The sequence below is a fragment of the Pseudomonas sp. TKO26 genome (assembly GCF_003225665.1).
In the GTDB taxonomy this organism is placed as follows: domain Bacteria; phylum Pseudomonadota; class Gammaproteobacteria; order Pseudomonadales; family Pseudomonadaceae; genus Aquipseudomonas; species Aquipseudomonas saponiphila.
The window spans coordinates 38,423-62,925 of sequence record NZ_QKLN01000002.1; the positions used below are offsets into that span (position 1 = coordinate 38,423).

General features: G+C 64.5%; 26 protein-coding genes and 1 pseudogene. 14 read left to right on the forward strand and 13 right to left on the reverse strand.

Translation table 11 applies throughout. The features are described 5' to 3' along the window. Positions 1 to 20: 20 nt before the first annotated feature. From DNK59_RS03385 to DNK59_RS03405, 5 genes are all read left to right on the forward strand, one after another. Complete coding sequence (locus DNK59_RS03385) at positions 21 to 1,466, forward strand: SulP family inorganic anion transporter (RefSeq protein ID WP_110722271.1); 1,446 nt, start codon at positions 21 to 23, stop codon at positions 1,464 to 1,466. A 216-nt stretch (positions 1,467 to 1,682) separates the two neighbouring features. Beyond that, positions 1,683 to 3,032, forward strand: a complete 1,350-nt coding sequence (locus DNK59_RS03390) for a gluconate:H+ symporter (protein ID WP_110722272.1) — start codon at positions 1,683 to 1,685, stop codon at positions 3,030 to 3,032. Beyond that, positions 3,033 to 3,893, forward strand: a complete 861-nt coding sequence (locus DNK59_RS03395; RefSeq protein ID WP_110722273.1) for a MurR/RpiR family transcriptional regulator — start codon at positions 3,033 to 3,035, stop codon at positions 3,891 to 3,893. It abuts the gene before it with no gap. A 1-nt stretch (position 3,894) separates the two neighbouring features. Next, positions 3,895 to 5,361, forward strand: coding sequence for an amidohydrolase family protein (locus tag DNK59_RS03400; protein ID WP_110722274.1), 1,467 nt, complete (start codon positions 3,895 to 3,897; stop codon positions 5,359 to 5,361). Between the two features lie 116 nt (positions 5,362 to 5,477). Next, entirely contained in the window at positions 5,478 to 5,846 is a 369-nt protein-coding gene (locus tag DNK59_RS03405; protein WP_110722275.1) for a glyoxalase superfamily protein, read from the forward strand. A gap of 6 nt (positions 5,847 to 5,852) precedes the next feature. Here DNK59_RS03405 and DNK59_RS03410 read toward each other — a convergent pair whose 3' ends face one another. Next, positions 5,853 to 6,881, reverse strand: a complete 1,029-nt coding sequence (locus DNK59_RS03410) for an AraC family transcriptional regulator (RefSeq protein WP_110722276.1) — start codon at positions 6,879 to 6,881, stop codon at positions 5,853 to 5,855. A 553-nt stretch (positions 6,882 to 7,434) separates the two neighbouring features. Between DNK59_RS03410 and DNK59_RS03415 the strand changes: the two genes are divergently transcribed. Continuing rightward, positions 7,435 to 7,827, forward strand: coding sequence for a DUF3077 domain-containing protein (locus tag DNK59_RS03415; RefSeq protein ID WP_110722277.1), 393 nt, complete (start codon positions 7,435 to 7,437; stop codon positions 7,825 to 7,827). Positions 7,828 to 8,006: 179 nt separating this feature from the next. On the opposite strand, the gene DNK59_RS32380 is transcribed toward DNK59_RS03415, so the two are convergent. Both DNK59_RS32380 and DNK59_RS32385 read right to left on the reverse strand, forming a co-directional pair. Continuing rightward, complete coding sequence (locus DNK59_RS32380; RefSeq protein WP_371920251.1) at positions 8,007 to 8,870, reverse strand: methyl-accepting chemotaxis protein; 864 nt, start codon at positions 8,868 to 8,870, stop codon at positions 8,007 to 8,009. A 42-nt stretch (positions 8,871 to 8,912) separates the two neighbouring features. Then, positions 8,913 to 9,926, reverse strand: a pseudogene (locus tag DNK59_RS32385) (methyl-accepting chemotaxis protein); the annotation flags it as partial. A gap of 359 nt (positions 9,927 to 10,285) precedes the next feature. Here DNK59_RS32385 and DNK59_RS03425 point away from each other — a divergent pair. Further along, positions 10,286 to 10,963 carry a histidine phosphatase family protein gene (locus DNK59_RS03425; protein ID WP_110722279.1) on the forward strand — a complete coding sequence of 226 codons (678 nt, stop codon included), beginning with the start codon at positions 10,286 to 10,288 and terminating at the stop codon, positions 10,961 to 10,963. Positions 10,964 to 11,009: 46 nt separating this feature from the next. Here DNK59_RS03425 and DNK59_RS03430 read toward each other — a convergent pair whose 3' ends face one another. The 3 genes from DNK59_RS03430 to DNK59_RS03440 all read right to left on the reverse strand — a co-directional run bounded on the left by DNK59_RS03430 (position 11,010) and on the right by DNK59_RS03440 (position 12,788). Next, positions 11,010 to 11,582, reverse strand: a complete 573-nt coding sequence (locus tag DNK59_RS03430) for a DUF2589 domain-containing protein (protein ID WP_092319421.1) — start codon at positions 11,580 to 11,582, stop codon at positions 11,010 to 11,012. An 80-nt stretch (positions 11,583 to 11,662) separates the two neighbouring features. Then, entirely contained in the window at positions 11,663 to 12,322 is a 660-nt protein-coding gene (locus DNK59_RS03435; RefSeq protein WP_016965009.1) for a DUF2589 domain-containing protein, read from the reverse strand. A gap of 82 nt (positions 12,323 to 12,404) precedes the next feature. Continuing rightward, positions 12,405 to 12,788 carry a transcriptional regulator gene (locus DNK59_RS03440; RefSeq protein WP_102861053.1) on the reverse strand — a complete coding sequence of 128 codons (384 nt, stop codon included), beginning with the start codon at positions 12,786 to 12,788 and terminating at the stop codon, positions 12,405 to 12,407. 168 nt (positions 12,789 to 12,956) lie between these two features. Between DNK59_RS03440 and DNK59_RS03445 the strand changes: the two genes are divergently transcribed. Next, positions 12,957 to 13,514: a pesticin C-terminus-like muramidase gene (locus tag DNK59_RS03445; RefSeq protein ID WP_110722280.1), complete on the forward strand. Its 558-nt coding sequence runs from the start codon at positions 12,957 to 12,959 to the stop codon at positions 13,512 to 13,514. Between the two features lie 42 nt (positions 13,515 to 13,556). Here the strand turns inward: DNK59_RS03445 and DNK59_RS03450 are convergent, their stop codons facing one another. Together DNK59_RS03450 and DNK59_RS32055 are read right to left on the reverse strand one after the other, a co-directional pair. Then, positions 13,557 to 14,015: a hypothetical protein gene (locus DNK59_RS03450; RefSeq protein WP_092319427.1), complete on the reverse strand. Its 459-nt coding sequence runs from the start codon at positions 14,013 to 14,015 to the stop codon at positions 13,557 to 13,559. An 85-nt stretch (positions 14,016 to 14,100) separates the two neighbouring features. After that, positions 14,101 to 14,649, reverse strand: coding sequence for a hypothetical protein (locus DNK59_RS32055; protein WP_256596286.1), 549 nt, complete (start codon positions 14,647 to 14,649; stop codon positions 14,101 to 14,103). Positions 14,650 to 14,832: 183 nt separating this feature from the next. Between DNK59_RS32055 and DNK59_RS03460 the strand changes: the two genes are divergently transcribed. Further along, positions 14,833 to 15,168 carry a hypothetical protein gene (locus DNK59_RS03460; RefSeq protein ID WP_016965014.1) on the forward strand — a complete coding sequence of 112 codons (336 nt, stop codon included), beginning with the start codon at positions 14,833 to 14,835 and terminating at the stop codon, positions 15,166 to 15,168. Positions 15,169 to 15,223: 55 nt separating this feature from the next. On the opposite strand, the gene DNK59_RS03465 is transcribed toward DNK59_RS03460, so the two are convergent. Together DNK59_RS03465 and DNK59_RS03470 are read right to left on the reverse strand one after the other, a co-directional pair. Continuing rightward, positions 15,224 to 16,690, reverse strand: coding sequence for a glycosyltransferase family 39 protein (locus DNK59_RS03465; protein WP_110722281.1), 1,467 nt, complete (start codon positions 16,688 to 16,690; stop codon positions 15,224 to 15,226). A gap of 237 nt (positions 16,691 to 16,927) precedes the next feature. Further along, positions 16,928 to 17,281 (reverse strand): helix-turn-helix domain-containing protein, encoded by a 354-nt coding sequence (locus DNK59_RS03470; protein WP_110722282.1) that lies wholly within the window; start codon positions 17,279 to 17,281, stop codon positions 16,928 to 16,930. A gap of 106 nt (positions 17,282 to 17,387) precedes the next feature. On the opposite strand from DNK59_RS03470, the gene DNK59_RS03475 reads away from it, so the two are divergent. Continuing rightward, the gene (locus tag DNK59_RS03475) at positions 17,388 to 18,422 is read left to right on the forward strand and encodes a zinc-binding alcohol dehydrogenase family protein (protein ID WP_110722283.1); all 1,035 of its coding nucleotides are present in this window, start codon (positions 17,388 to 17,390) and stop codon (positions 18,420 to 18,422) included. 115 nt (positions 18,423 to 18,537) lie between these two features. On the opposite strand, the gene DNK59_RS03480 is transcribed toward DNK59_RS03475, so the two are convergent. Both DNK59_RS03480 and DNK59_RS03485 read right to left on the reverse strand, forming a co-directional pair. Beyond that, a complete protein-coding gene (locus DNK59_RS03480) occupies positions 18,538 to 19,026 on the reverse strand; it encodes a hypothetical protein (RefSeq protein WP_177431200.1) in 489 nt (162 codons plus the stop codon). 88 nt (positions 19,027 to 19,114) lie between these two features. After that, positions 19,115 to 19,585, reverse strand: coding sequence for a hypothetical protein (locus DNK59_RS03485; RefSeq protein WP_110722490.1), 471 nt, complete (start codon positions 19,583 to 19,585; stop codon positions 19,115 to 19,117). 366 nt (positions 19,586 to 19,951) lie between these two features. On the opposite strand from DNK59_RS03485, the gene DNK59_RS03490 reads away from it, so the two are divergent. Then, positions 19,952 to 20,269: a hypothetical protein gene (locus tag DNK59_RS03490; RefSeq protein WP_016965022.1), complete on the forward strand. Its 318-nt coding sequence runs from the start codon at positions 19,952 to 19,954 to the stop codon at positions 20,267 to 20,269. Between the two features lie 26 nt (positions 20,270 to 20,295). Here the strand turns inward: DNK59_RS03490 and DNK59_RS03495 are convergent, their stop codons facing one another. Beyond that, positions 20,296 to 21,078 (reverse strand): helix-turn-helix domain-containing protein, encoded by a 783-nt coding sequence (locus DNK59_RS03495; RefSeq protein ID WP_110722285.1) that lies wholly within the window; start codon positions 21,076 to 21,078, stop codon positions 20,296 to 20,298. 115 nt (positions 21,079 to 21,193) lie between these two features. Here DNK59_RS03495 and DNK59_RS03500 point away from each other — a divergent pair, with 115 nt between their 5' ends. The 3 genes from DNK59_RS03500 (at position 21,194) to DNK59_RS03510 (ending at position 24,503) form a co-directional block, all read left to right on the forward strand. Then, positions 21,194 to 22,078 (forward strand): EamA family transporter, encoded by an 885-nt coding sequence (locus DNK59_RS03500; protein WP_110722286.1) that lies wholly within the window; start codon positions 21,194 to 21,196, stop codon positions 22,076 to 22,078. A 236-nt stretch (positions 22,079 to 22,314) separates the two neighbouring features. Then, on the forward strand, positions 22,315 to 23,955 hold the full coding sequence (locus tag DNK59_RS03505) for a glycosyltransferase family 39 protein (protein WP_110722287.1): 1,641 nt from the start codon (positions 22,315 to 22,317) through the stop codon (positions 23,953 to 23,955). A 68-nt stretch (positions 23,956 to 24,023) separates the two neighbouring features. Further along, a complete protein-coding gene (locus tag DNK59_RS03510) occupies positions 24,024 to 24,503 on the forward strand; it encodes a GNAT family N-acetyltransferase (RefSeq protein WP_110722288.1) in 480 nt (159 codons plus the stop codon).

A 24,503-nucleotide genomic window follows, 5' to 3' on the forward strand; every position in this document is an offset into this window, starting at 1 on the left:
GTCCGTCTATCAGGTCAACCATGAAAGCAAAACGTCTGCGCGCCGATGTCCTGGCCGGACTCACCACCTCCTTCGCGTTGCTCCCCGAATGCATCGCCTTCGCCCTGGTGGCCCATCTCAACCCGTTGATGGGCCTGTATGGCGCGTTCTTCATCTGCACCCTGACCGCGCTGTTCGGCGGTCGTCCCGGGATGATCTCCGGTGCCGCCGGTTCCATGGCGGTGGTGATCGTCGCCCTGGTGGTGCAGCACGGGGTGCAGTACCTGCTGGCCACGGTGTTGCTGGGCGGGCTGATCATGCTCGCCTTTGGCCTGTTGCGCCTGGGCAAGCTGGTGCGCATGGTGCCGCACCCGGTGATGCTGGGCTTCGTCAACGGCCTGGCGATCGTCATTGCCCTGGCTCAACTGGAGCATTTCAAGAGTGGTGAACACTGGCTCAGCGGCCCGCCGCTGTACCTGATGGCCGGGCTGGTGGCGCTGACCATGGCCATTGTCTACCTGCTGCCACGCCTGACCCGGGCGGTGCCACCGGCCCTGGTGGCGATCCTCGGGGTCGGCGCGCTGGTCTATCTGCTGGGCCTGCCGACCCGCACCCTGGGGGACATGGCCCACATCGCCGGTGGTCTGCCAAGCCTGGCGCGGCCCCAGGTGCCCTGGAGCCTGGAAACCCTGGGCATCATCGCGCCCTACGCGTTTTTGATGGCCATGGTCGGCCTGCTGGAAACCCTGCTGACCCTGAACCTGACCGACGAAATCACCGAGAGCCGAGGTTACCCGGACCGCGAATGCGCGGCCCTGGGCGTGGCCAACATGGTTTCGGGGATGTTCGGCGGCATGGGCGGCTGCGCGATGATCGGCCAGACCGTGATCAACCTCAGCTCCGGTGGTCGGGGGCGTTTGTCCGGCGTGGTGGCGGGGGGGCTGATCCTGCTTTTCGTGCTGTTTCTGTCGCCGCTGATCGAGCGCATTCCGCTGGCGGCGCTGGTGGGGGTGATGTTCGTGGTGTCGCAGCAGACCTTTGCCTGGGCGTCACTGCGGGTGCTCAACAAGGTGCCGCGCAACGATGTGCTGGTGATCATCGCGGTGACCGTGATCACAGTCTTCACCGACCTGGCCATGGCGGTGTTCTGCGGCATCGTGATCGCCGCCCTCAACTTCGCCTGGCAACAGGCCCGCGAGCTTTACGCCGACGCACACCTGGAGGCCGACGGCAGCAAGCACTATCACCTGCACGGCACCCTGTTCTTCGCCTCAACCACGCCGTTTCTCAACCAGTTCGACCCGGCGAATGACCCGCAACATGTGACCGTTGACTGCCGTCACCTGAGCTTTGTCGACTACTCGGCCATCGCCGCCCTGAAAACCCTGCGTGAGCGCTATGCCAAGGCCGGCAAGCAGCTGCGGGTGCTGCACCTGTCGCAGCGTTGCAAGAAGCTGCTGAAGCGGGCCCGGGTGCAACACGACTGAGGCCCGCGGGCGAGGGAGAATGCTCGCCCGTTTTGCCGTCATCGGGGAGTGAAAATACCCACCACTGATTTTCATCACTCGCACTTTTGCTTAGCTGTTCGCGACAAAGCCTGCCTCTTTACGAAAATTAGTTTCATTGGGTTTGAAACCCGCCTCCTTAAGTGATTAAAGCGTTTCACAACCATTCGAAGTGACGCTGTCTTCAAGGAGGGTCCCATGGCTCCTGCATCGGGTTTTTGGCTGCTGGGCTACGCCGCAGTCGCCATCATTGCGTTGATCGTGCTGATCGCCCGCTACCGACTCAATCCCTTTATCGTCATCACCCTGGTGTCCGTCGGCCTGGCGCTGATGGCCGGCATGCCGCCGTCCGGCGTGGTGAGCGCCTATGAAGCCGGGGTCGGCAAGACCCTGGGCCACATTGCCCTGGTGGTGGCCCTGGGCACCATGCTCGGCAAGCTGATGGCCGAATCCGGCGGTGCCGAACAAGTGGCACGGACCCTGATCGAGCGTTTCGGCGAGCGCAACGCGCACTGGGCCATGGTCTGCATTGCCTTCCTGGTGGGCCTGCCGCTGTTTTTCGAAGTGGGCTTTGTGCTGCTGATCCCCATCGCCTTCACCGTGGCACGGCGGGTTGGGGTATCGCTGTTGATGGTGGGCCTGCCCATGGTCGCCGGGCTGTCGGTGGTCCATGCCCTGGTGCCGCCGCACCCGGGAGCGATGCTGGCGGTGCAGGCCTATCAGGCTTCGGTGGGGCAGACCCTGCTGTACGCGATCCTGATCGGTGTGCCCACGGCCATCATCGCCGGTCCGGTGTATGCCCGGTTCATCGTGCCGCACATCCACCTGCCCGCGGAGAACCCCCTGGAGCGTCAGTTCATCGCCCGCGAGCCGCGCCCGCGCCTGCCGAGCTTCGGCCTGACCATGGCCACCATCCTGCTGCCGGTGGTGCTGATGCTGATCGGCGGCTGGGCCAACTTGCTGGCCGAGCCGGGCACCGGGCTCAATCAGTTCCTGCTGTTCATCGGCAACTCGGTGATCGCCCTGCTGGTGGCGACCCTGGTGAGTTTCTGGACCCTGGGGCTGGCACAGGGCATCAATCGCGAGTCGATCCTCAAGTTCACCAACGAATGCCTGGCGCCCACGGCCGGCATCACCCTGCTGGTGGGGGCCGGGGGCGGCCTGAATCGGATTCTGATCGACTCCGGGGTCACCGAGCAGATCGTCGGCCTGGCCCATGAATTCCAGCTGTCGCCGCTGTGGATGGGCTGGCTGTTCGCGGTGCTGATGCGGGTCGCCACCGGCTCCGCCACCGTGGCCCTGACCACCGCCTCGGGAGTGGTGGCGCCGGTGGCCGTTGGCCTTGGCTACCCGCACCCGGAATTGCTGGTGATCGCCACCGGCGCCGGCTCGGTGATTCTGTCCCACGTCAATGACGGTGGCTTCTGGCTGGTGAAGGAATACTTCAATATGACCGTCACTCAAACCTTCAAGACCTGGACCGTGCTGGAGACGCTGATTTCGCTGATCGCCTTCGGCCTGACCCTGGGACTCGCGGAGCTGCTGTAGATGGACATTCTTTACAAGATCCGTGCGGGGCTGAATGACTTCAGCGCCGGGGAGCAGCGGGTCGCCCGTCTGCTGCTGGACGACGTCGGCTTTGGCGCCTCGGCCAGCCTCGACCAACTGGCCCAGCGCGCCGAAGTCAGCGCCGCCACCCTGTCGCGGTTTGCCCGCAGCGTCGGCTGCCGCGATCTGCGTCAACTGCGCCTGCAACTGGCCCAGGCCAGCGGCGTCGGCAGCCGCTTTCTCGACCCGGGCAGTACGCCCGAACAGTCCGGTTTCTACCGGCAGATCGTCGGCGACATCGAGTCCGTGCTGCATCGGCACCTGGCTGGTTTCACCCAGGCGCAGTTCGCCGACGCGGTGCGCTTGCTGGGGCGGGCGCGGATGATTCACGCCTTCGGCAGCGGCGGCTGCTCGACCCTGTGCAGCGGTGAACTGCAGGTGCGCCTGGTGCGCCTGGGCTACCCCATCGCCGCTTGTCACGACCCGGTGATGATGCGGGTCACCGCCGCCGCCCTGGGGCCGCAAAACGCAGTGATCGCCTGTTCCCTGACCGGCATCACCCCCGAGTTGCTGGAGGCGGTGACCCTGGCGCGCACTTATGGCGCGGGTATCCTGGCCATCACCTTGCCCGACTCGCCCCTGGCGCAACTGGCAGATGTGCTGCTGCCCCTGCACAGCGCCGAAACCCCGTTCATCTACAAACCCACCGCCGCCCGCTACGGCATGCTGCTGGCCATCGACGTGCTGGCCACCGAGCTGGCCCTGGCCCAGCCGGACGACAACCAGGAGCGCCTGCGGCGGATCAAGCTGGCCCTGGACCATTACCGTGGCGGCGAAGACTGCCTGCCCCTGGGAGACTGACATGCGCTACGACACGCTGATCCGCAACGCCCTGATCATCGACGGCAGCGACCGCCCGGGTTACCCCGCCGACCTGGCGATCCTCGACGGCCGCATCGCCTGCATCGGCGATCTGTCCACGGCCACTGCCGAGGTCGATATCGATGCCGCCGGGCGGGTACTGGCCCCGGGGTTCATCGACGTGCACACCCACGACGACACGGTGGTGATCCGTCAGCCGCAGATGTTGCCCAAGCTCAGTCAGGGCGTGACCACGGTGATCGTCGGCAACTGTGGAATCAGCGCCGCGCCGGTGAGCCTCAAGGGCGACCCGCCGGACCCGATGAACCTGCTGGGCGAGCGCGGCATGTTTGTCTATCCGCGTTTTCGCGACTACCGCGCGGCGGTGGATGAGGCGCACCCGGCGGTCAACGTCGCCGCCCTGGTGGGGCACACGGCGCTGCGCAGCAATCAGCTGGCGGACCTTTATCGCACCGCCAGTACCGCCGAGATCGCGGCCATGCGCGAGCAACTGCGCGACAGCCTGGAAGACGGCGCCCTCGGCCTGTCCAGCGGGCTGGCCTACGCCAGTGCGTTTAGCGCCGACACCGATGAAGTGCTGCAACTGGCCCAGGAACTGACGGCATTCGGCGCGGTGTACACCACCCACCTGCGCAGTGAGTTCGAGCCGGTGCTGGAGGCCATGGATGAGGCCTTCCTGATCGGTCGCGCGGCCCGGGCCCCGGTGATCGTTTCCCATCTCAAATGCGCCGGGGCCGGCAACTGGGGGCGCAGCCCGCAACTGCTGGCGGCTCTGGAACAGGCGGCCGAGGATCATCCGGTGGGCTGCGACTGCTACCCCTACGCCGCCAGTTCCTCGACCCTGGACCTGAAACAGGTCACCGATGCCTACCCCATCACCATCACCTGGTCGACGCCGCATCCGGAACAGGGCGGGCGTGACCTGAGCGAAATTGCCAGCGAATGGGGTGTCAGCCTGCTGGCCGCCGCCGAGCGCCTGCAACCGGCGGGGGCGGTGTACTACGGCATGGATGAAGGCGATGTGCGGCGCATCCTCGCCCATCCGCTGTCGATGATCGGCTCCGATGGCCTGCCGGAAGACCCGTTCCCCCACCCGCGCCTGTGGGGCGCCTTTCCCCGGGTGCTGGGCCACTTCAGTCGCGACCTGGGGCTGTTCCCGCTGCACACCGCGGTGCACAAGATGACCGGGCTTTCCGCCGCGCGTTTCGGCCTGCAGCAGCGCGGCGAGATTCGCCAAGGGCATTGGGCCGATCTGGTGCTGTTCGATCCGGCGCGGGTGCGCGACGTCGCCGATTTCAAGCACCCGCAGCAAGCGGCGCAAGGGATCGATGGGGTGTGGGTCAACGGGGTGTGCAGTTATGCCCAGGGCCGGGCCAACGGTCAGCGCGCCGGGCGCTTCCTGCCACGGGAGGGGGATTTGCGTCAGGGCTTCAGTCGCGCGGGCTGATTCTTTGATCTTCGTCACAGTGATGGCGCGGTGCTATTAAAGAATCCCTGGGTGGCGCCGAAGTGCTGGGAAGCACCGCCGGTACAGGCGGCTTAATTCGGTCAGGGAGTCGCGCAATGAGCTTTGGCAAAACCACCCCCATCCTGCGGATCTTCGATGAAGCCAAGGCCCGGGAGTTTTACCTCGACTTCCTGGGGTTCAACCTGGATTGGCAGCATCGCTTCGAGGATGACTTTCCGCTGTACATGCAGGTGTCCCGGGGCGAATGCGTGCTGCATCTGTCCGAGCATCACGGCGATTGCAGCCCGGGTGCGGCGCTGCGGATCGAAACCGACGAGCTGGAAGCCTTCCAGCAGCAATTGCTGGCCAAGGACTACCGTTTCTCCCATCCGCAGATCCAGGCCATGCCCTGGGGCAGCCAGGACATGAGCGTCAGCGATCCATTCGGCAATCGCCTGGTGTTCACCAACGCCATTTGCGTCTGAGGGCGCTCAGGCCTTGCCGGTGCTCAGCGTGGCCTGACGGAATTGCCCCGGGGTCAGCCCGGTGCGGTTCTTGAAGCTGCGGTGAAAGGAGCGGGATTCGCTGTAGCCCAGGCAATCGGCGATGGCCTGGATCGACAGGGCGCTGTGGCGCAGGTGGTGCTCGGCCAACTCCTGGCGCAAGTCATCGAGAATCTGCTGGTAGGAGGTGCCGGCCTGTTGCAGCTGGCGCTGCAGGGTGCGTTCCGACATCTGCAACTGCTCCGCCACCTGCTCCTTGCGCGGCAGGCCGTCCTTGAGCAACTGGCGTAACAGGTTCTGCACCTGCAACGCCAGGGGCGCATCGCCCAGGGACGCCATCATCGCCTGGGCATGTTCCTCCAGGGTCTTGAGCAGCCGCGCATCGGCCTGACGCAGTGGCAACTGCAGGTAGTCCAGTGGCGCCACCAGCGCCGAGCAAGCCTGCCGGAACAGTACCGGACAGCCAAATAACGCCTCGTACTGCGCGGCCTCGGCCTGATCCGGCAGGGCGTGCTCGAACCACACCGCGCTGGGCGACAACTGCGAGTCGGCGATCCAGCGCGCATACAACAGCCAGGAAGCCAGGACGTTTTCCACCAGGTGCCGGCGAATGTCCGGGCGCTGATGGCGGCAGTTCCAGATCAGCCGCACCTGATCGCCCGCCACCTCGGCCCGGCTGGTGCCCATGTCGCCCACCAGCTTCTCGAACGGCATGATGCGGCCCATGGCTTCGCCCAGGGTCGCGCAGTTCATGGTGATGTAGCCCAGCACGTTCCAGGAGCTGGGTTTGACGAAGCGTGCCGAATTCAGCCCGAACAGCGGATCGCCGGACTGCTGGCAGAGGTAGTCCAGCAGCCGCTCATGCACCTCCAGCGGCAGGCGCAGGCTGGTGTCGTTCAACTGCGCGGCCGTAAGCCCGGCCGCTGTCAGTGCCGGCTCGCTGGCAATACCCAACTGCTCGGCATAGAGCAGGTATTTGAGCAGGGGTGGGACCGAGGTAAAACCGAGGCTGGGCATCGAGGTATTCCTGGTGACTGATCCTTCGGACAGCAGGACGAAGACCGGGAAAGGTAAGGGCAAACCCTGACGGGTGTAAATGCTCGGCGCCAGGGATTGGCGCCTTTTGCCGGTCAAACCGGCTCCAGAGTGGCTGAACACCGCTCTGTAGGAGCTGGTTTGCCAGCGAAGGGCGCGCCGCCTATTCCCCTAACCACCGCGCGACAAGGTTCGCCACTGATGGCGGATTTTCGCTTTGATTTGTAGGGCATTTCCGCGAGAATCCCCCCGTTACATTTCAGCTGTTCGAGTGGCTTGAACCTTCCAATTGTCCGGGGCTAGTCTGCGTCCGTCGTTGGCAAAACCAGCGATCGGGTCTGCAAGCCCGCACAAGAAGCGAATGTCCACGTCCACTCAGGATCACTGATTGTTCAGTTCGATTTATGGTGGCTACGTGCGGGAGATCTTCGGATCTACCGGGTTTGCTTCTTCCTGGTCTTGCAGGCTCGCACGTAGCCGCCACCCATCATCTGCAAGTGATGCTGGCGGCTTTCATAAAAAGGAGCCGCTGATCATGAAGAAGATCGTTCCCGATCCACCTGTTCTGCAACCCAGCCGTGAGTTGATCACCGCACTGGAAGTGCCCAACAAAACCTTGCTTCAGGCACTGAAAGCCGAACCTCTCTCGGCCCCTCTGCATGAGCATTTCACCGCCACCGGCAGCACTGGCTTTGGCTGCCGGGATGGCAATGGCCGTCCGCTGTTCTCGGTACGTGAGGGCTTCAATGCCGAAGAAGCACTGCAGCACGTTTCATTGCTGCTCAAGTGCGCCGAAGAAACCGCCGACGAAATCACCAGTGCCAGCGGCATCGAGCGTGGGCTGATCTGGTCGATGATTCATTCGGTGGAGATGGCGCGGGCGGTAGTGGATGCGCTGTTGGATGGTGTGGCCAGACCGGTGAGGTAGGGCGACGGTGTTGCGCCTTTCGCTGGCAAGCTGTCGTGCCAGCAAAAAGCGCAATGCCGACATGTTATGGCGTCCATGCGCGGGGCATCTTGCGTGCGCCGGTTGTCTGGAGTACCGGTCTACCAACCCGCGTGTGGCCGCCACCCTGGTTCAAGGGGGGGGCGGCCGCGGGGGGCGAATCAGACGCGGAAGTGGCTGACCATCATCTGCAACTGGCCGCCCAGGCGCGCCAGTTCAACGCTGGAGGCCGCGGTTTCGTCGCTGGCGGCGGCGGTCTGTTCGGACACGTCGCGCACGTTGATGATGCTGCGGCTGATCTCTTCGGCCACGGCGCTCTGCTGTTCGGCGGCCGCGGCGATCTGCTGGTTCATCGACTGGATGTTGGACACGGTGCGGGTGATGCTTTCCAGCGAGGCGCCGGCCTTGCGGGTCAGCTCGACGCTGCTGTCGGTCAGGCTGCGGCTGTTGTTCATCACCGTGGCCACTTGCTGGGTGCCGTTCTGCAGGCCGGCCACCAGTTCCTCGATCTCTTCGGTGGACTTCTGGGTACGCTGGGCCAGGGCCCGCACTTCGTCGGCGACCACGGCAAAACCACGCCCGGCCTCACCGGCACGGGCGGCTTCGATGGCGGCGTTGAGCGCCAGCAGGTTGGTCTGTTCGGCTACGGCCTTGATCACATCCATGACGCTGCCGATCTTGTCGCTTTCCTGTTGCAGCACGGTCATGGCGTCGGTGGAGCGCACCACTTCGCTGGCCAGGCGCTCGATCTGCTCGATGGCCTGGGCCACTACCTTGTCGCCCTGGCGGGCTTCGCCGTCGGCGGCGGCTGCGGCCTGGGAGGCCTCTTCGGCATTGCGCGCGACTTCCTGCACGGTGGCGGTCATCTCGTGCATGGCGGTGGCCACCTGGTCGGTTTCGACCTTCTGGCTGTTGACCCCGGCGCTGGTTTCCTCGGTCACGGCCGACAGTTCCTCGGCGGCGCTGGCGATCTGGGTCACGCCGTCGCGGATACCGCCGATCAGCTCGCGCAGGGTCACGCCCATGCGCGCGATGCCCTGTTGCAGCACGCCCAGTTCGTCGCGCCGGGTGACCCGCAGGTTCTCGGTCAGGTCGCCGGAGGCAATGCGCTCGACCACGGCCAGGGTTTCCTGCAGGGGACGGGTGATCTGCCGGGTGATGATCACGGCGGCCAGTACGCCGACCAGCAGCGCCAGCAGGGTGCTGATCAATTGCAGGCTGCGGGCCTGGGCACTTTCGATGTCGCGGCGGTCCAGCTGGATCTGGTACAGGGCGTCGCTGCGGCTGACGATGTCGGCGCCCTGGTCGGTCATTTCCTTGCGCGCCTGCACGGCATCGCTGAAGGCCAGCTTGAAGGCCTGCAGCGAACTGCGGTAGCCGCTCAGGGCGCTTTCCAGCTGTTGCAGGGCTTCGCGCTGGGTGCTGCCGAAGTGCGCATTGAGCTGGCCGAGTTCGGTAATCGCCGCATTGAGCTGGGTAAAGGCCTTTTGTTCGGTATCCGGGTTGTTGGTGGTGACGTAGCCACGCACTTCATAGCGGGCCAGCTGGAAGGCTTCCTTGGCCTGGGTGATGGCCTGGAACTGTTCGAAGCGCTCGTCGCTCAGCGGGCGCTGCTTGACCCAGGTGTAGATCCCGTTGATCAGGTCATTGGCGCGTTCGGCGTTCTGGTTCATTGCCAGGCGCGCGGCGTCGCCGGTGCGGTAGGCGTTGCGCATCTTGTTCAGCGAATCCTGGTAGGCGCTGATGGTCGCGCCCAGGCCTTGCAGGAGCTTGATGTTGTCCGGGCTCTGGAACGAGGCCAGAAGCTTTTTCTGCTGCGCGCTGAAATCGTCGAGGGTGTTCTGCACGCCCTGGGCGGCGGTTTCGTCGCCGTTGGCCAGCATGTACTGCAGGCGGGTGACGCGCAGTTTGGTCAGGCCGCTGTTGAGCTGGGTGATGTCGCTCATCCAGTTGCTGCGGTCGATCAGGCTGCCCAGGCTGGTCCAGCCGGTCAGTGCAAGGACGGTGGTCAGGGCCAGGACCAGGCCGAAACCCAGGCCCAGCTTAAGGTTGACGCTGATGTTGGCAAACCAACTACTCATTGAATTCCTCCAGGAACGTAGCTCTTCTTGATCTTGAGTTGGCTGGAAGATTGTTGTTGTTGGTGACCAGCAAGGTGTTTTGTAGGGGGTGTATCGGCGGAACGGCCCATAGCTGAAACGATTTCGTCGGTATTGTCCCAGGACAATGCTTGATGCGATGGACGGTCATTTTGCGGGATCACCGCCGGTCCGTTGAGCTTTTTTTCACATTCATTTCACTCGCGACCCACGCTTGCCGCCCTAGAGTCCGACGAGTCGATGCCGCCGGTATTCGACGGCGCTCGATTGTCATCAGCACGCGCTAGCCTGATGGCGAGTTGCTCAACACATCGAATCATTCTCATAGGGGCGGTTGGACAGTGGCCACAAGACTCGCTTTGCCGCCGGTCAAACGCTCATTCACGGTGAGCGGCCTGACGCGCTACAAGAACCGCCTGGTCCTGCTGCTGGCGATTCTGTTGCTGTTTGCGCTGTGCCTGTTCTGGTGGCGTCCGGCGGCGGTGCCCGACCTGGCGCATGACAACGTGGCCGGGGTCCGGGCCATGACCAGCAGCTGGGCCAAGGGCGACACCATTGTCCTGGTGCGGCATGTAGAGCGCTGCGCCCGTCCCAGCGCCCCTGGCCGGGGGCCCGCCGATGGCATTACCGATCGTGCCCGGGAAGTGGCGGTGGCCATCGGCGCGCGATTCGAGCACTTGGGCCTGGAGCGCACCGACATCTACAACAGCCCCATGACCCGCACCGCGCAGACCGCGGGGTACATGTTCAGCAAGGTCAGCAGTGGCGATGGCTGGCTGTACAACTGCAAGGGCAATCTGTTGCGCGACGTGCTGGCGCACAAGGTGCCCGGGCGCAATCTTGTGCTGGTGACCCACAGTGAATGCATGGATGAACTGGAAACGGAGCTGAATCTGGCGACCCCGACCCTGGGCTACGGCGCTTCCCTGTTCATCACCACCGATACCCTCAATGGCGCGCCGAAGATGCTTGGCATGATCGAGGCCAGCGACTGGCGTTCGGTGAACCTCAAGCCTTGAGGCGCCTTCGGGCTGACCGCCGCGGTCAGCCGGGCGGGCCCCGGGCTCAAGGGGCCAGCAAGTCCGGGTCGGCGGGCGCACTGCCAGCGGCGGCTGCCGGGCCTTCATTGATGCGTTGCGGGCTGATCAGGTTGGTGAACTCTTCGATCAGGCGCTGGATCGCTTCCGGCGGCTGGCAGTCGCGAAACTCCATGCTGATCTGCACTTCGTCCGGGTCGCGTTCCTGGCCATCACGCTTGCCGCTGCCGAAGGTGACGAAAAACTTCTCGCTTTGCAGCTCGCCATTCTCCAGGTCGTGGCTGGCCTTCTGCAGCTCGGTGGCCTGCATGCGCACCGACAGGTCGACGGTCATCTTGTGCAGGGCCAGGCCCTTGGGCGAAACCAGTGCAATCAGCGGCACGTTGATGACGTGGTCATCGTTGAGCGCCACCTCGACCATCTTGGCCTTCATCGGCGTGCCCAGGTCGTTGACGTTGTAATCGAAGAACTGGTCGAACAGCTTGATGTACTGCTGGGCGATCAGGTTGTGAGTGGCGGCGGCGGCCTGGTGCATGCCCCGGGTGATGTGGCTCAGGTCGCTGGCCGACATGGGCTCCTTGCTGCGGGAAAAAAACGCCATGGATCACGCTCCTTGTTCGGTGGCTGAAGTGCCCCGCCGTGAAGGCGGGGCGGGTTGCTGGGGCGAAGGTGCCGCGTGGATCAACCGCCGGTGCCGGTTTTCTTCTCGGCCGGGGCGTCCGGCATTGCCAGCGTGTTAGCGGTTGGCAGCTTGTCCGGGTCGGTCGGTTGAGTGCTCGGCAGCCGCACGGGCTTGGTGGCCGCGTCGGTGAGGAAGTCGATGACGCGCATCAGGGCTTCCGGTGGGTCCTGGCGGACGATCTTGGTGCTGATGGCGTAGCGCGCGCGGGTGTCGGTCTTGCGGGTCTGGGTGGATTTGTGGCTCGCCGCGCCCTTGACCGAAACACTGAACGGGCCCCAGCCCAGCTTCGCCTCGAAACTGCCGGAGGCTTCGGTGCTGCTGGTGTCCTCGGCCATCTGGCTGATGGTCAGCTCGAACTCGATGGAGCCTTCCTCGATGGTGATGTTGGGGTGACTGATGGCCGCCAGCAGCGGAATGCGCATCGATTTCTTCACCGTGCCCTTGTAGACGCCCTGTTCATCCACCAGGGTTTCGTCGTAGTCGAACTGCACCGATACCGCCTGGCCGTCCTTGATGCACACGCCCATGAGGAAGTCCGCATAGGCTTTGCTCGCGGCGACTTGCGCCTGGATCATTGCCATCAGCGGACCGGTGATCATCTTGTCCAGGGGCAGCGCGGCAATCACGCCGCCGATCAAGCCCTTATCAATATCTGCCATGGTCTAGCTCCTTGTTCTGGGATGCGCGGGATGCGCCCCTGCACCTTAAGAAAGCCGTGGCGGCTCATTCAGCGGGAAGCGATTACCGGTGTGTGTTGGCCTCCAGGCGACGGATATTGCCGATCTGCCGCAGGCTCAGGCCGTACTTGTCCGCCAGCACACTGCGGGAAATGCCGCCGAGACTCTCCAGCTGGATGTGCTGGTTGCGGATCTGCCGGCAGAAGTGATCGGCCTTGGGGATTTCCAGGGCCAGCCCGGCGAAGCGTTCGATCAGGGCGTTGAGGGCGTCGGGTGGCAGGATCAGGGCCAGCGAGGTGCGTTCGGCGTGCTTGGGAATGTACTTGGGGCGGCCGCCGTATTCCCGGGTCAGGCGGTAGGCGTTCTCCAGGCCGATGCAATCGATGAGGGCCTGGAGCGAGTGGGGGAGTTGGCGAATATCAATGAGACTGAGGTCTTTCACGTCCATTTGGTACCTCCTTGGAATTATGGATAACGCTGGCTTGATCCTAAGGAGGTGTCTCGTCCGTTGTTCAGTGGGAAATTTCCCCCCTATGAAGAGGAACTATTACATCCTGATGTTGTATCGGTCGCGGGTGGTGCACTGGATTTTCTTCAACTGGTGGAGGAAATATCCATGTCACGTTATGCGATTGATTTCAGTTTCATCGCCGCCCTCGAAGGCGGGGCCATGACCCGTGGTTACGTGCCCGATGCAGCCAACAGCAAGAGCGGAGTCACGGTGGGCACCGGGTTCGACCTGGGCCAGCGCGGGGTTCAGGACTTGCAGGCGCTGAACCTGCCGGCGGATCTGGTGCGGCGGTTGACGCCCTACCTGGGGCTGACGGGGCTCAAGGCCAAGCAGTTTCTCGATGGCCAACCCCTGAGCATCAGCAGCGACGAGGCCGAGCTGATCGACGAGGCCTACAAGGCGCCCTTCGTCGATCGGCTGGCAGCGGCCTACACCCAGGCCAGCGGGGTGGATTTCGCCCAGTTGCCGGCGCCGATGCAGACGGTGATCGCCTCGGTGGCCTTTCAGTACGGCAACCTGGCCACTCGCACACCGAACTTCTGGGCCCAGGTGGTGGCCCGCGACTGGAAGAGTGCCCTGGCCAACCTGCGCAACTTTGGCGACAGCTATGGCACTCGCCGGCGCAAGGAGGCCGACCTGCTGAACTCGCAGCTGGGTTCATGAGCGGTAGCCGCCCAGGTCCCGGACCTGGGCGGCTGGCCGGGATCAGGGGCAGGGGTAGGTTTGCAGCAGGCTCGCATTGCCCATGTGGCTGGTGTCCTCGGGGCGCGTGCCGCTGGGTAGTGAACGCCAGTCCACCAGCAGGCAGATGGCATTCAGGGACTTGCCCCGGGCCTGGCCGATGGCCGTGGAGAATTCATAGCGGTACAGCGCTTGGGTAGTGTTTTGCGCGGTCACGCTGGTGGCATTGCTCAGGGTGCTGCGCGCCATGTCCGGCAGTTTGTCCTGGGACACGGTAAAGCGCGGCTGCTCCCCCTGGGCATTGAACGCGCCCTGGTCCCTGGAGCGCTTCCACAGTTGTTGCCACTGGCTGCTGCCGGCGACGCTACTCAGGGTGGCGGCGTAGGCCTTGAGGGTGGCGGGCGGCAGACCGGTGGTTTCCAGGGCGTGGGCGGCGCTGGCCAGCAGGCTCAGGGCGATGATCAGTGAACGCAGAATCAACATGGGGCAACTCCTTTTCCAGGCCGCACAGGCCTGAGACGAACACAGGGAAATCCTCCGGCGACGGGGCGCCGCCGGAGGGCAAGGCTTAGCGGGCGTCGAGGTAGTCCCAGCGCAGGCCTTCCTTGTTGTTTTTTGCCGTCAGCTCCTTGGCCACGGTGTTTTCGATGGCGTTGACGTTGATGTTTTCCACTTCGAGGATGTTCTTGTTCGCCAGTTGCTTGCGGAACTCCGCCTTGTTGGTGAGGAACTGGCAGGCGTGCCCCAGCTCATGCATCAGCACCAGGGCCGGGGACAGCCGCTCGACCCGGTCGCTGCTGAACAGCGCGAGGAATTTCTGGAAATTGCTCAGGTCTGGCTGCTTGTATTTTTTCTCGATGGCGTACACCTGGGACTTGAGGTTCCACACCACGCGCCCGGCGGAGGTGGTGGAACTGGTGGCTGGGGGAATCCAGCGATCGGTCTTGTCTGGTGCCGACGAGTTGGTGACTTCCACGATCAGCTCTTCCTTGACGGCAATCAGTTCGTCGATCAGGAAGTTGGCCAGGTCGGATTGGCGCAGATAGCGGCAGGCATCGTCGAAGCGCTTCTGGGCGACGGCCTGGTCCAGGGTGGTGCTGGTAACGGTGATGGTCATGACTGACTCCTTTTGGGAAATGCCCGTCAATGGGCAGGAGTCATGGTTTCAAGGGCGGTGAGCGGGTATCAGCGGGAAAGGATTCAAGGGGAGCCTGTCTCGGGATGGGCATTTTTCCCCCCCGCGGGTAAAGTGCCGCGCCCGGGAAATGAATCCCGGATGTTTTTTTCATGGAGTTAAGCCTTGAAACACATCAGCAAAGTCGTTGCCTCTGCCTGTCTCGGTCTGGTTCTTGCGGGCTGCACCGGCACCCCGATGAAAACCCAGCAGTTGGACAGCAGCCAGTACACCGTCATCGGTCACAGTGAAGCGACCGCCACCGGCATCATGTTGTTCGGAGTGATCCCGATCCAGCAGAACAGCCGTTTCGTCCGCGCGCAGACCGCGGCGATCAAGGCCAAGGGCGGCGATGCGCTGATCAATACCCAAATCCAGGAAAACTGGTTCTGGGCCTGGGTCCTGAGCGGCTACACCACCAAGGTTTCCGGCGATGTGGTCAAGCTGAAGAACCCTCAGTAAGCCTCGCCCGGATAGACAAACGGCACCTGATTCAGGTGCCGTTTTCATTGGTGGGTCACTGGCCCGGCGCGAGGCTGACGAAGTGGTAGGCCTGGCGGCTGACCATGATGGTCTTGAGGATCTGCAACGGCGGCTTGGGCGTCTGGTCGCCGCCGATGAGGGCCACATGCTGCGGCGATTCGGCAAGAAAGGCCTGCAACTGCGCTTCGGTCTGCAGGTCCTTGAGCAGGCTCTGGGTGTAGAACACGCTGGCCCCGGCAATGCGCTCGTTGGCCTGATACAGCGCCAGCTGATGCCCGCTGGCCTGCAGCGCCATGATCTGGTCGGTCACCGGGACGAAGGACAGTTCACGGTCGGCCCGGGGCGCGGCCCATTGGGCGTTCGCCAGGTAGGCGCAAACCATCAGGCTCATGATGGCGATGGCCAGGGCCCGACGCCGGCGCCCCACCACACTCCAGAACCCCGCTCCCTGGGCCCGCTGCGCGAGGCGCTGGTACAGCACCGCCCCGTACTCGGCCGCCAGCACCGCCGCTGCCGGGGTCAGGGACATCAGGTACACCGTGCGCTTGCTGGAGGCCAGGCACAGCAGGGTGAACTGCGCCAGCAACCAGAGGCTGAAGAACAGCAAGTAGCGGTTCTGCACCAGGGTCTTGCGAAAGTGCCACAGGCCCAGGTAGACCAGGATGTTCCACGGCAGGAAGGCCTGGGGCAGCTTGGCCAGGTAGTAATAGAAGGGCTCGTAGTGCCCGGCCTCGACAAAGGAGCCGTCGAAGCGCCCGACGCTGTTGGTCCACAGCACTTCGCCCAGGGCTTGCAGGCCGCCGCGCTGGTAGAGCATGTACAGCCAGATCATCAGCGGCACCAGGCCCAGCAGGGTCAGCAATCCGGGGCGCAGCCACTGGCTGAAGCTGAAGCGTTTCTCGATCAGGCTGTCGGCCAGCAGGTAGGCGAAGATCACCACCCCCGGCATGGCCAGGCCCAGCACCCCCTTGCTCAGGGTGGCGATGGCGATACCCACGGCGAAGGCCAGCCAGGCCAGCAGCGCCGGTTGCTGTTCGGCCTGACGGCGCTGGGCCTGAAAGAACGCCAGCAGCGCCAGGGTCACCCCGAGGCTGAGCAGGGCATCCTCACCCACGCCGCGCACGTTGCTCCAGTAACTGGCCATGGTCGCCAGCATCAAGCCCGCCACAGCCGCCAGGGTGGCCGGGCGGCCAAAACGGCGCAGCATGGCGTACAGCAGCATCACGCTGAACAGCCCGGCAAAGGCCGAGGCCAGGCGCACCGCCAGGGGCGTGCCGCCGAAGGCGCGGATGGCACTGGCGTCGAGCCACAGGCTCAGCGGTGGTTTCTCCAGGAACGGCGTGCCGAACAGGCGCGGCGTGACCCAGTCGTCATCCAGGTGCATTTCCATGGCGATCCCGGCCACCCGGGCTTCGGTGGAGCCTTGCAACTGGTGATTGCCCAGGGCGAAGAAGAACAGCAGGCAGGTCAGCAGGAACAACAGCGGAGCGGGTCGGGACATGAGTGGTGCGCCGGCAGGTCAAGAGGCGCAGCCGGAAGGCTGCGGGCAAGCGGCAAAGTATACGGAGGCAAGTCTTAACAAATTGTGAACATGTAGGAGGAAATAGTCGGTTTTTGTGAGCGCGGCCCAGTCATCCCGGGGCGTTCAGGTAGGCGGCCACGGCGTGCGGGAACAGCTGCTCGTAGAGGGGGTAGCCAATGCCCAGCGCGCTGATCTCGATGGCCACTTCAATGAGGGCTACAGGAGGGCGGCTTCCTGCCGGCGGCGCTGGATGCGCCCATGGCCCCAGGCGGACAGCGCCTCGATCACCGGTTGTAGCGAGCGGCCTTCCCCGCTCAGGCGGTATTCGACCCGTGGCGGCACTTCGGCGTACACCGTGCGCAAGACCAGGCCGGCGCCTTCCAGGTCGCGCAGTTGCTTGGTCAGCAGACGCTGGGAGATCCCCGGCAGGCGACGTTGCAGCTCGTTGAAACGGAGGAACTCGTTGGCCAGCAACTGATGCAGGATCACGCCTTTCCAGCGGCCGTCGATCAGGTCCAGGGTGACCTCCACCGGGCAGCCCGGAATGTCCTGGTAGTGTTTGTTTTTCATCGCCTGACGGTCCTTTTGCGTAGCAGGTACGCAAAAGTACCCTACTTGTGCGAGCAGGGCATGAGGGATTTAAGTGGGCGCTTTCCAACGCCAAGGAAGCTCTGCAATGAAGGCCATCGCCTACCTCAAAGGCTCGTCGCTGTCCGATCCCCAAGCCCTTTACGACCTGGACCAGGCCGAACCCGTACTCGAACCCCATGACCTGCTGGTGGCGGTCGAGGCGGTGTCGGTCAACCCGCTGGACACCAAGGTCCGCGCCGGCAAGGTCAGGGTGCCCGAGCACGTGCGGACTTTGGGCTGGGACGCCAGTGGCGTGGTCCGCGCCGTGGGCAGCGCGGTGACCCTGTTCACTCACGGGGATGCGGTGTTCTACGCCGGCACCTTCACCCGCGATGGCGCCAATGCCGAGCTGCACCGGGTCGATGAACGCCTGGTGGGGCACAAGCCCGAGCGTTTGTCCTTTGCCCAGGCGGCGGCCATGCCGCTGACCGGGCTGACGGCATGGCAGTTGCTCTTCGAGCGCCTGGGCCGGGTGCCCGGCGATCTGTCTCGGCGGGGTACGCTGCTGATTGTCGGCGGCGCCGGTGGCGTGGGCTCGGTGCTGATCCAACTGGCGCGCCAGCTGACCGGAATGACGGTGATCGCCACCGCCTCGCGGCCGGACAGCCGCCAGTGGTGCCTGGACCTGGGGGCCCATCAGGTGCTGGATCATTCTCGCTCGCTGGTGCCGCAAGTGGCCGCCCTCGACCTGCCGCCGCTGAGCCATATCGCCGCCCTGACCCACACGGCACGGCACTATGCCGAGCTGAGCGAAATCATCGCGCCCCACGGCCATCTCGCGCTGATCGACGATCACGACTTCTTCGATGCGCTGCCGCTCAAGGCCAAGAGCGTGTCCCTGCACTGGGAGATGGTGTTCACCCGGGCGTTGTTTCAGACCCCGGACATGATCGAGCAGCACCACATCCTCAATCGGCTGGCGCAGTTGCTGGACCAGGGCGTGATTCGCAGCACCCTGAATGAAGTCATCAGCCCCTTCAACGCCGACAGTCTGCGCCGGGCCCATGCCCGTGTGGAGCAGGGCGGCCTGTCGGGCAAGGTGGTAGTGGCCCGTGAGGAGCAGCCCAGCGCCTCGTTGTAGACGCCGGCTGGGTCGGCGCTGGCTTGGGAGCAGGCGTGATCAAGGCTGGCGAAGGACTGGAGCGCCTCTTCGCCGGCAAGCCGGCTCCGACGGGGGTGGGGTGCAGGGGCGCTGATCAGCGCAGGTGACGGCCGCTGCGCCACCAGAAAACCAGCCCCAGAAAAGCCCCCGAGCAGCCGAACAATGGCGCCAGCGGCAGGTAGCGCGGCAAACCGTCGGGTAGCGGTTGATCCTCGTCGCGGTCGGTATAGAAGCTGGAGGGAGCCAGGCTGGCGACCACAGGGATGGTCGGCATGGCGGCCAGGGCGCCGCTGAACAGGTAGATCAGCACGTTGCGCCAGGCAAAGCGCTGGGCCAGCCAGAAGAACAGCGCGCAGGGCAGCGCCGTGAGAATGCCGATCAGCACGCCACTGACGACCAGGGTCACCAGGCCGACGAACAGCGTCTGCAGAATGATGTCGCCGTTCAACGCGCCGGCGCCGGCCAGCATCAGCAGCATCAGCAGCAAGGCCAGGACCGTGGCCAGGGCGGTGGCGCCGATGAAGTAGGCGGCAAACCAGTCTTCCGGTTGCACGCTGCGATGGGATGGGGATTTTCTGGACATGGCAAGGATCGCTATATGGGTGGCTGCTTTGGCTTTGGCCAGGGGAGGCATTCCCTGGCGCCGGGCCGGTGGTGAATAAAGGCTCGGTTCAGCGCAGGTGACGGCCGCTGCGCCACCAGAACAGCCCCCCCAGAAACACCCCGCAGCCGCCGAACATCGAGGCCTGCTGTAAATAGTGCAGCACAGGGCTGACGCCGTACGGCAGGTTGAAGAGTTCGGGGAGCAGCTTGGTCATCACGGGAATGGCCAACTGCGCCGCCAGGGCTCCGCTCACCAGGTAGATCCACAGCTGACGCCAGGAATAGCGCTGGGCCAGCCAGAAGAACAGGATGCACGGCAAGGCGGCGATCAGGGTAATCAGCACCAGGCCCACCAGCAGCACCGCCACGCTGAACGACAGGGAGTCGAGCAGCATTTGCCACGGATTCTGGCTGCTGCTCAGCAGCATCAGGTTGAGCACCAGCATCAGGGCCAGGGCCAGCCCGGTGACGCCGATGAAGTAGGTGGCGATCCAGTGACCGCGGTTCAGGGTGCGAACGGATTGGCGCGCTTGGGACATGCTGGGCTCGGGCTTCAGGCTGAGGATGACCGGACCCAGGCTATCGGCAGGCAGGCCTTTTGATTGTGGAGTTTGCGTGTTTTTTTCGCGGTCAATGCCCGTGGCGGATGACGCCGGGGGCGCAAATCCCTTATACAGGCAGCGGCCCGTCGACGGTTCACGGGCCTGGTTTGCCTCACCCACCCAGAAGGAGATGGACATGTTCAAGTTCCTGACTATGACCGAGTTGCCCCGTACCCCTGCGCATCGAGATACAGGCTCCGTCAGCGGAGCGATCAATGCCTGGGAGCTGAAAAATCGGGCTCTCAATACCAAGGGGTTTGTTACATGTCCAAAGAATTACTCGGAGTTTCTGCTGTAGGGCTGATGGTGCTGGGCGAGTTCTGCGCCATCTACAGTGAGGTGGTGGTGGCGCGGCTGGCCCATTCCGGCAACACCTCCGGTGCCGAACTGGCGCTGCCGGTACTGATCATGTGCCTGGGCGGTATCTGCCTGCTGGCGGCCTACTGGCTGGGTTATGTGGCGGTGGGCGATATCTGGATCATCACCGTGGTGTCGGTGACGTCACTGCTGCTCCTGGAGCCGCTGGTGATCTGGGCACTGTTCCAGCAGGCCCCCGGGCGTGGTGCCTTGATCGGCTGCTGCCTTGGGGCGCTGGGGATGTTGTCCGCCGTGTTCCTGTAGCGCGGCGTCGCTCAGGCTCGGGTCATTCAGACCCGGGCCCGGGCAAAGTAGCGGCTGGGCGTCTCGCCCAGGACCTTGCGAAATACACTGCTGAAGGCACTCGGGCTGCTGTAGCCCAGGTCGCTGGCGACCCGGGTTACCGCCTCGCCCTGGCCCAGGCGCACCACGGCCGCCAACAGGCAGGCCTGCTGGCGCCATTCGACGAAACTGATGCCGGTGTGCTGGCGAAACAGCCGGGTGAAGGTGCGACGGCTCATTGCCGCGCGCTCGGCGATGGCATCGATCCCCAACTCCAGCGACGGCTGTTCCAGCAGCTCGCGACAGACCCTGGCCAACCGCGGCTCGTTCGGCAGCGGGGCATTGAGGGTCAAGGCCGGCATGCTGGCGACTTCATGCAGCAGCAGGTTCATCAACTGCCCCTGCATGCCATCCCTGGCGTACAGCGCAGGCAGGTGCATGGCCCGCAGCAGCAGTTGGCGCAGCAACTCGGACACTTCCCGTACCTGGCACTGCTCCGGCAAGCCCAGGCGCTTTGCCGCCCGGGCACGCACATAGGTGTTGAGCATGGTCACCGGGCCGCTCATGTGCATGGCGTGAGTCACCCCGGCCGGCACCCAGATCGCCCGTTGTGGTGGCACCACCCAGTTGCCCTGCGCGGTAAAGACGCTGATCACGCCGGTGGCGGCATAGGCGAACTGCCCGCGGCGGTGTTGGTGCTCGGCGAAGTACAGGCCGTCGGGGTAGTCGATGGCACTGACCACCACATCCCGAGGGGTATTGTCGTAAGGGTCGATAGCGATAGGCTGCATGGCCCGAATCTACTGATAGTTGACCTGATACTGCAAGCGGGCCATGACGGGCTGCAGCGATAGTTCGGCCCCGGCCGGGGATTTGCTCGCGGCCGCCTTTCCTGGACCGCACGACATGCAGAAAAAACACCTGTTCCTGGCCCTTCTGGTAACGGCCTTGTGGGGCCTGAACTTCCCCATAACCAAGCTAGGGCTGGCGACTATCGATCCGTTGCTGCTCACCGCCCTGCGTTTCACCCTCGCGGCGTTGCCCTGGGTATTCCTGGTGCCGCGCCCGCAAGTGGGGTTTGGCTGGCTGGCGGCCTACGGGCTGATTTTCGGCGTGGCCATGTGGGCCCTGATCAACCTGGGAATCGATCAGGGCGTTGCGCCGGGCACGGCTTCGCTGTTGATCCAGTTCAGCGCCTTTTTCTCCCTGGGCTGGGGCGTGTTGCTGTTCGGCGAGCGCCTGCGCTGGCAGCAGGTTCTGGCCACGGCCATTGCGCTGTGGGGGTTGTTGCGGATCATCGGCGCTAGCCCCGGGCACGCCACCAGCCTGGGTTACGCCTTGCTGCTGGTGAGCGCCTTCAGCTGGAGTGTGGGCAACGTCATCATCAAGCGCTGCGGGGTGCGGGAGGTGTTCGCCTTCGTGGTCTGGGCCAGCCTGTTCGCGCCGTTGCCCCTGCTGGCACTGACCTGGTTGAGCCATGGAAGTGCGCCGTTTCTGCAACTGGCCGGGCAGGTGTCCGTCGGCGCGCTGCTGTCGCTGATGTTCCAGGTCTATGTGGCAACGCACTTCTGTTACTGGGGCTGGAACCTGTTGCTGCGCGAGTATCCGGTCTCGCGGGTGGCGCCCCTGTCGTTGCTGATTCCGGTGTTCGGCATGGCCGGGTCGGTGCTGATCCTGGAGCAGCCAGTGGGCATCGATGACGGGATTTCCATGGGCCTGATCCTGTTGGCGCTGGCGGTGGGGCAGTTCGACTGGCGCCGGTTTTCGAGCTTGGGACGTCGCTCCCTGTAGCCGCTGCCGCAGGCTGCGCATCAGACGCAGGGGGCTTGCGGTCATCAGAGGTTTGCCTGGAAACCGTCAGGCAAGGCCCTGCTGGCCTTTTCGCCGCCTCGCGGGCTCGGCAGCGGCGACAGTCGGCGGCGCAGGCGGTTTTTTTATTCTCGTTCAGTCACCGTTCAGTGGGTGCGCGCGCACCATGTCCAGCCTTACGCCGGGCCCATGGCACGGCACTTTCTGACGGGGCGAAGATGGTTCGAGAAACGCGTTTCGGGATTGAGTCCTGGGGTATCTACCTGGCGGCCCTGCTGCTGTTCACCTTTGGCATCTGGGACCAGCAGCCCCAGGGTTTCGACGGGCGCTGGGCGCTGTTCCTGCAGGAAATGTTCCGCCACGGGCCGAGCCTGTTCCCCACCACTTACGGCCAGCCGTATCCGGATTACCCGGGCACAGCGACCTATTTCAGCTACCTGTTCGCCCAGCTCTTCGGCGCCCCCAATCACCTGGCCAATATCCTGCCCACCGCCTTGGCTTCGGCCGGGGTCCTGGCGCTGCTGTACCGCCTGCTGGCGCCCATGGGCCGCACCTGGGCGCTGTTGGCGGTGCTGCTGACGGCGCTGACCAGCCAGCTGTTGGACAAGTCCCGCTCGGTGTGCCTGGACCAGATGATCTCGCTGCTGTGCCTGGGAGCCTTCTACCTGCTGCACAGCGGCGAACAGCGCGGCTCGCGGCTGCGGCCATTGCTGGTGCTGCCGTTGTTCGCCCTGGCCTTCGCCATTCGCGGGCCACTGGGGCTGGTGGAGGTCTGTGGCGTGGTCTGCACCTACTGGCTGCTGGGCGACAGCCGTACCCAGGAGGCGCGCCGCACTTTGTTCAAGCGCGTGCTCGGCTACGGCTGCGGCGGCCTGCTGGTACTGGCCGGCTGTTGGTGGCTGTTGATGCAACTGGCCCATGTCAGCGGCGGCGAGGCCTTTGTCCATCAGGTCTACAACATGCAGGTGAGCGGGCGCCTGGATGAAAGTGGCGAGCCGTTCTACTTCTACTTCCAGCTGGCGCTGTACCGTTATTTCCCGGTGGTGCCCTTGGCCCTGGTAACCCTGTGGATGCTGCGCAGCCAAGTGTTCCGGCGCCATGTCGACCCGCAACTGCGCCTGGTACTGCGGCTCGGCGCTTGCGGCCTGATGATCTTGCTGGGGCTGTCGGTGCCGCACTTCAAGCGCGCTTACTACATCCTGCCCATGGTGCCGATGTTCGCCGCGGTGGCCGCCTACGGCCTGCTCATGGTCCGGGGCCGGATGAGCAAGGTGCGCAGTGCCTACCTGTGGCTGGTGGGTGTGCTGCCGGGGCTGTGCATCCTGGTGCTGTTCGTGCTCAAACACAGCTGGCACAAGCACGGCTACTGGCCGCCGGTGTCGATGCCGCTGCTGATCTGCATTTTCGTCGTGCTGCAACTGCTGGCGCTGTACTGCTGGCGCCACACCCGGGGCAGCTTCGGGCGGCGCCTGGTGCTGCTCAGCGCCCTGGCCCTGGCGGCGCAATGGACGCTACTGGTAGCGGTGGTGGACCCGGCCAAGGACCGGCAATTCGACACCCAGGGTTTTGTCCGTGATGTGGAGCAACTGCGCGCGGCCGAACACGGGCCCCTGGTGTTCTTCAACCTGGGCCAGGACACCTGGGCCGTGCGCTACATGATGAACCTGGACTACGACGAGCAGCCGCTGTTCGTTCGCGGCGACGCCCCCGGAGAGCTGGACGCACTGCCCCACGGTTCATGGGTGATCGTGGCGCGCAAGGATCGAGAGAAGCTCCAGGGCACCTCGCTGGAAAACCAGCAGCCGGTGTATGAAGGGCGGTTGAATGACAATCCTTGCCTGGTGTTTCAGTTGCAATGAAGCTTGGCGGCTGGCCGGGCGCGCCGTATTTTCGCCAGGACCGTCAGTGCTGAAACCAGGGAGTGGTCATGGAGTGTCAAATTCGTCCGGCCTTGCAGGCCGATGCCGCGCAAATCAGCCGGGTGATCCTGGCGGCCTTGCTCACCAGCAATGCCCAGGACTATCCCGCCAGTGTCATCGAGCGGGTGCAAGACAGCTTTACCCCGGACGCCGTCCTGCAACTGATGCGGCGTCGGCAAATGTTCGTCGCCCTGGTGGACGGGAAACTGCTGGGCACCGCCAGCCTCGACGGGCGCGCGGTGCGTTCGGTGTTCGTTGATCCGGCCTACCACGGCCATGGCCTGGGCCGGCAACTGATGGCCGCGGTCGAGCAGGCGGCGTTGCAGGCGGGGCTGGCCTCGCTGGTGGTGCCCTCGGCGGTCACTGCCGAAGGCTTCTATGCACGCCTGGGGTATGTCCGGGTACGCGAGCATTACGAGGGCGAGGAGCTGACGCTGATCATGGAGCGGGCGCTGGTGGCCGCCGAGACAGGGTCAGGGCTGAGCTGA